Annotated in this window: 5 protein-coding genes; 3 read left to right on the top strand and 2 right to left on the bottom strand. The window is 25.4% G+C overall.

Annotated features, from left to right (window positions below):
- A partial coding sequence (locus tag E6248_RS14040) for a hypothetical protein (RefSeq protein ID WP_316341410.1) occupies nt 1-269 on the top strand: 269 nt, incomplete at its 5' end.
- 158 nt (nt 270-427) lie between these two features.
- Here the strand turns inward: E6248_RS14040 and E6248_RS14045 are convergent.
- The gene (locus tag E6248_RS14045; RefSeq protein WP_316341411.1) at nt 428-1,666 is read right to left on the bottom strand and encodes a DUF6398 domain-containing protein; all 1,239 of its coding nucleotides are present in this window, start codon (nt 1,664-1,666) and stop codon (nt 428-430) included.
- 197 nt (nt 1,667-1,863) lie between these two features.
- Here E6248_RS14045 and E6248_RS14050 point away from each other — a divergent pair, with 197 nt between their 5' ends.
- Together E6248_RS14050 and E6248_RS14055 are read left to right on the top strand one after the other, a co-directional pair.
- Nucleotides 1,864-2,478, top strand: a complete 615-nt coding sequence (locus E6248_RS14050; RefSeq protein WP_316341412.1) for a GerMN domain-containing protein — start codon at nt 1,864-1,866, stop codon at nt 2,476-2,478.
- A 16-nt stretch (nt 2,479-2,494) separates the two neighbouring features.
- The gene (locus tag E6248_RS14055; RefSeq protein ID WP_316341413.1) at nt 2,495-2,671 is read left to right on the top strand and encodes a hypothetical protein; all 177 of its coding nucleotides are present in this window, start codon (nt 2,495-2,497) and stop codon (nt 2,669-2,671) included.
- 101 nt (nt 2,672-2,772) lie between these two features.
- Here E6248_RS14055 and E6248_RS14060 read toward each other — a convergent pair whose 3' ends face one another.
- Entirely contained in the window at nt 2,773-4,017 is a 1,245-nt protein-coding gene (locus tag E6248_RS14060; protein WP_316341414.1) for a hypothetical protein, read from the bottom strand.
- Nucleotides 4,018-4,052: the final 35 nt, after the last annotated feature.

A 4,052-nucleotide genomic window follows, 5' to 3' on the forward strand; every position in this document is an offset into this window, starting at 1 on the left:
ATTATAGGCAAGAAGAAAAAACTTCTATTTCTATTCTTTATTATTTAATTTATAAAAAAATATATGATAACTCATTTGATATAGTAAATTTTAATATTCCAAGCCTTAAATTTTCAAACCCTTATTATAAAGAATTATATAATCTATTCTTTAATAATAGTAATAACTTAGAGTTTCTACAAGACAATAATAATTTACCATCTTATGCTTCATACTGCTATGGATACAATAAATTATTAAAAAACTTATTAACCTACTACATTAATTAAAGGTGCTATCACACAATGATAAATTAATAAAAAACTCCCTATGGAGTTTTTTAATTTAGTTCTCTTTAGTAATTCCTAATAATTATTAATTCTTAATTTTAAATTGAGCTGTCCTTAGGACAGCCTCAATTTAAAATAGTTGTACAATTAGCTTTTTATTACAGTCTACTTCTAGAATCTCTAATAAAGCTCACTAATCCATTTATATTATCCCAAGCTTCTTTTGACTTTTCGTAATACCTAATTGCAACTTCCTCTTTGCTATTTCCCTTAATATCACTTATATCTTTAGGTAATCTATTTAACTTAATTATATATTTAATAACATTCTCATTATAAGCATTTGCTATTCTTAATGCTCTTTCAGCATCTTGTAAATTATTAGACTTAAATAAAAGTAATACTTTTGAGAATCTAATATCTATTAAACTATCAGAAGAATATTTTGATATTAGATCTAATGCCTCTTCATCTTTATCTTCAATAATTAACCATGTTAAAAGAGTGCCTCTTACTACCAATTCATCTTTTTCATCTATTTTTAATATTAATTTTAGTTCGGTAATTGCTTTATTTCTTTCATTGTTACTCCATAATAATTTAGCAATTTCATATTTAACCTTAATATAAGCCTTAACTATATCTAAGTTTAAATCTTTGCTTTTTAATTTAGATATATTATCCTTACCTATAACTTCTTCTGTAAATCTTGCAGCCTTATTTAGTAAATTAATTTTTTCTTCATTCTTTAATGTTTTATCATTAGATAATATTATATAGGCTTCTGAACATTTATCACTTTTTCTTAAAGCTTCTTTTGCTATCTTTACCTTTTTGTTATAATTCTTTTCTTTTAGGGCTCTTTTAACAATTTTATTAGCTTCTTTTAGATCTTCATCTACTTCAACAACTAAATTATTTTCTTCTTTTACTTCATTAACTTCTTTATTATCTATAGTTTCTATTGCTACTTCATCTATAACTTCGTTGTTGTCCATAGCTTCTTCACTAGTACTTTTATCAATATTTTCATTAATATTGCTTAGTAACCATTTGTCCTCTTCCATATCTACATGGCTTCTTACTTCCTTTGATTTTGATAACCCTGTACTGCTACTTACATTAAATAATTTATAAAAATCTTGAGCTTTAATTCTTACATTAGATTTATTATTAAATAAATCATTTTGTAATCCAATAGCATGTACAATACCACAAGCCCATGAATTTGCTTTTCCCTTATTTAAAGCATCAATTTGTGCTTTAAATAATTCTTTACATAAGTTTTCTGCAAGAAACAAATAATCTTTATTTAAATTATCTTCACACACTTCTTTTATAATACTTACTATCTCTAGATATCTTTGATTACTCGCTAGTTCAATTGTTTTTTGCATTACTTCTATAAACTCCTTTTACTATATGTCCTAGCTTATTGTTCTCCTTTAAGCCGATGTTTTATATTATATGCTATTTACATTATTTTTTCAAATACTAGTTTAATATATAAAAGCTAATAAATTGTATCAGTTTTCTAATTATGATATAATTTATAAGTGAACATATTTTTTATATTGAAATGGAGGTCTTAACTATGAAGAAAAAGGTATTAGCAACAATCCTTTCATTATCTTTACCTTTCTTATTAATGGCTTGTACTGATAGTAATAAAGAAGAAAATTTATCAAATAAGCCTACTATCGAAGAAGAGTCTAATAATAATACTACTACCAATGATGAAAAAAATAATGAGGATATAGATAATGCAGATAATAAAGATGAAGTTAAAGAAGAAGATGTAAAACTTTATTATTATGACGTTATTACGGACAAGATAGTTTACATAAATAAAACTATATCTATTGAAGGTAAGGCTGTTGGAACTGCTTTAGTTAATGCTCTTAAAGAGTCTCCTAATAGTGATATATCACCTTCTATTGCAGATGAAGTAACCTTAAAATCTGCTAAGTTAGATAAAGAAAATGATACTATTAGCTTAGATTTTTCTGCTAACTTTATAAGTGCTCAAAATTTAGGTTCTGGAGCTGAATCTAAAACTTTAACAGCAATTTGCAATACTTTTGGAGATTATTATGATGTAAATAATGTAATAATCACAATTGAAGGTAATACTTATTCATCTGGACATATCTTAATGAACGAGGGAGAAGCTTTTAAAGTTAATCTAGAAGATACTAGTAAGCTATAGTAAGGAGAATAAAATAATGTACGACGAAAGTAAATGTCCAAACTGTGGTAATACTACAAAGGGAGATATAGTTTATAAATGTACTCACTGCTATGATATCTATTGTGAAGAATGTGCTGGTGATGGTCCTTTAGACACTACTTGCCCTCACTGTGGTGATTTATCTGCAGAAAGACTATATGATATAAAGTAAATCATAATATTAAATAAAGCTATAGGGCTTCTAAAAAGTCTCTATAGCTTTATTTTCTACCTTTAACATATAAGTATCCTCTTAAGTAGAAATCCTCTGTATTACTTATATTCTATTCCTCTTCTATAAAACAAATCATCTGAAATAACTGCAATTCCACTAATCCTACTACCTCTTTTAAGCTTTTCTTCCTTAATTGGATTCTTAGGATAAGAATTACCATTGTATTTTAGAACTCTTAATTCTTCTTTGCTATTATTCAATATCCGTACTATTATATCCTTATAGCCATTTGACTTATTATCAGAAATTATTATTGGATTTATAATATTCTCTATTTTAGAAACAATATTGTACTCATTACCTTTAGCTTCTAAAATAACTAAAGTGCAACCATTACTACTGCAAAACCTTGGTCCTTCTAGATAAACTAATATATTCTCCTTATTCTTAGATAAACTAATTTTATTATATAAATACTTAACCTTATCTTTATTAGGATTTAATGAGAATTCTTTTTCTATCGCCCTTTCAATTCTTAAGTTTGATACACACTCTGATTCTATAAAATCTAATCTTGTAAAATCATAATTATAATAATCATATTCTCTATCTACGCTTCCACTAACTTTTTCTCCATGTATTGATATTTCTGTATCTCTTTCCTCAAAGGTGCTACCATTGAACTTTATTAAAGTATTTACATTCCCTATTATATCTGAATTATTTATACCTACTATCTTTTGTATTAATATAATATCTATAATATCTGTTAAGATATCTTTTACTAATAATATGTTTTCTATAGGAGGGACTCTTCCCTTAGTTGTTTCTTTCAATTTACCTTTTTCATTATATATTTCATCTAAATACTTCTTGCCTTTAAATTCTAAATTTATTTTATATAATAAATTTCTTCTATTATCTATTACATTAACAGTATAGTCATCATTATAATTAACTTCAAATATATTGGAATTGTTAAAATATTCTGTACTGAATATTTTAACTACATTATCTCCATCAAAGTCAAAAATTTCAGCTGCCAATTCTCCATTTCCAATAGAATTTTCCACTATAAATAATATTTCTTTATTTTCTTTTATTTTATAACTTCCAATACTAAGCTTAGGGTTATACCCTTCATTATTACTTAATGAAATTGTAGTAATCTTACCTGTACTTCCATCTGCAACTAATATCTCCATATTCTTATATAGCGTATTTTTACCTTCGCCTTCTTTATTACCTATTAAATAAATAATTTCATCTTCCTTGGTACCTTTAACATCCTCTGCTTTGGTAATTATGATTTCCTTCATTTTATTTAAATCACCATTTAACATAAAGGCTCCTTATTAATTAATACACTATATATTAT

Origin of the sequence: Clostridium sp. (assembly GCF_032552055.1) — a bacterium.
In the GTDB taxonomy this organism is placed as follows: Bacteria; Bacillota; Clostridia; order Clostridiales; family Clostridiaceae; genus Clostridium.